This window comes from Pseudomonas nicosulfuronedens (assembly GCF_005877905.1).
Lineage (GTDB): Bacteria > Pseudomonadota > Gammaproteobacteria > Pseudomonadales > Pseudomonadaceae > Pseudomonas > Pseudomonas nicosulfuronedens.
In genome coordinates this window covers 1-1,245 of record NZ_SWDV01000118.1, presented here as the reverse complement: position 1 = coordinate 1,245, position 1,245 = coordinate 1, and the positions used below count along the sequence as shown (strand labels likewise).

The following is a 1,245-nucleotide window of genomic DNA, read 5'->3' as shown; positions in this document are numbered from 1 at the left end:
CGCAGGACCAGCAACGCAGCCAAGCGGATTGGTTGCTCTTTGCGAGCAAGGGATCGTCTCGTCGCTCTCAAGATATCTGGCAGAAGATGTCGATGTCGGGGGTGTTCACCTGGTGAGAACTATCGCAATTGTTTCGTTGGACCTTGGGACTGCCGGTGCCTTCCCTATCGTGATGATTGATCACCATGACGATGACGACGAAGCGATGCGATTTTCTGTTGCAGTATTTTCTGCCCTCAAGAACCAGGGTAAAGCGAGTTCCGAGCAGGTCGCTCGATGGCGACGTGCGCTGTTTGCTGTCGTCCCGAACTCTCAACATTGACCTTTAAATGACAACGGATGACGGTCGTTAGCTGGGCAGCCCCCGGCGGCGGCTCCTGCCTGACCACAAAACGACTACAGATTACGGCACAGCTACATTTCGATTGCCTGACTGCAGCGTCGAGCAACAGCCCTACAACGAATGACGGCCAATAGTCGGGAATAAAAAAACCCGGCTAGGCCGGGTTATGCTGTTGCTAGTAGCAACACTCTTCAATGCATTTCGGCGTCCGCCATCTCATGCTCCTCATTCAGCAGTTCGCCAAATGCGTCAGAAAGCGGCGTGTCACTGTCCCAACTCCCAGGAATGAATTCGGGTTGGTCCGGCAGAACCAATGGCATCTGCACTGCGTCCTTGAAGGCAAACTTGATTGCCTTCACCTTGCGCCCGGCCTTCTGCAGCTCGTAGGTCACAATCAGCCCACTCTTGGCCTCGAGCTCCTTAACCGCAGGATCAATCACCCGCTGCCGCAGATTGTTAAAGCGCTCGTAGGCTCCATCTAGCCCAAGGGCCTCGCGCAGCCGATCTACTTCAATATGCGCCCAACCTGTACTCCGAAACTGCATCAACATCTCGAACAGTCGATAGCTATTTGTCGACTCAAGTTGAGCGACACGGCGGAGATCGTAAGTGGTTACGCGTTTGGTCAGGTGCGAGAGGTACGGCATCACGTGAACGGTGAAGTACAGATCCACCCGCCCTTCCCCCGTCACGTACTTCGCGCGATCAACCCAGCGCTTCCGGTCCATTCCTTTGTTGTCGTAGGTCTTGATGTCACGCTCGTAAAGGGAGTCCGCGGCCTCCTTCATGTACTCGTAGCAGTGACGGAGTGGGATGCCGTAGATCTTGGCAAAGTCGGAGGCATAAACACTGATCACCTTCTCCATCGGCTTGCGCGGATCCTGCTTACAGATGGCAGCCAG

2 protein-coding genes are annotated in these 1,245 nt (G+C 54.9%); one reads left to right on the top strand and one right to left on the bottom strand.

Translation table 11 applies throughout. The features are described 5' to 3' along the window. Positions 1-322, top strand: a 322-nt coding sequence (locus FAS41_RS30990; RefSeq protein WP_171049604.1) for a hypothetical protein, incomplete at its 5' end; no start/stop codon positions are given. 212 nt (positions 323-534) lie between these two features. On the opposite strand, the gene FAS41_RS30685 is transcribed toward FAS41_RS30990, so the two are convergent. Further along, positions 535-1,245 (bottom strand): replication initiation protein (locus FAS41_RS30685; protein WP_218939156.1); only part of this gene is annotated, 711 nt, incomplete at its 5' end.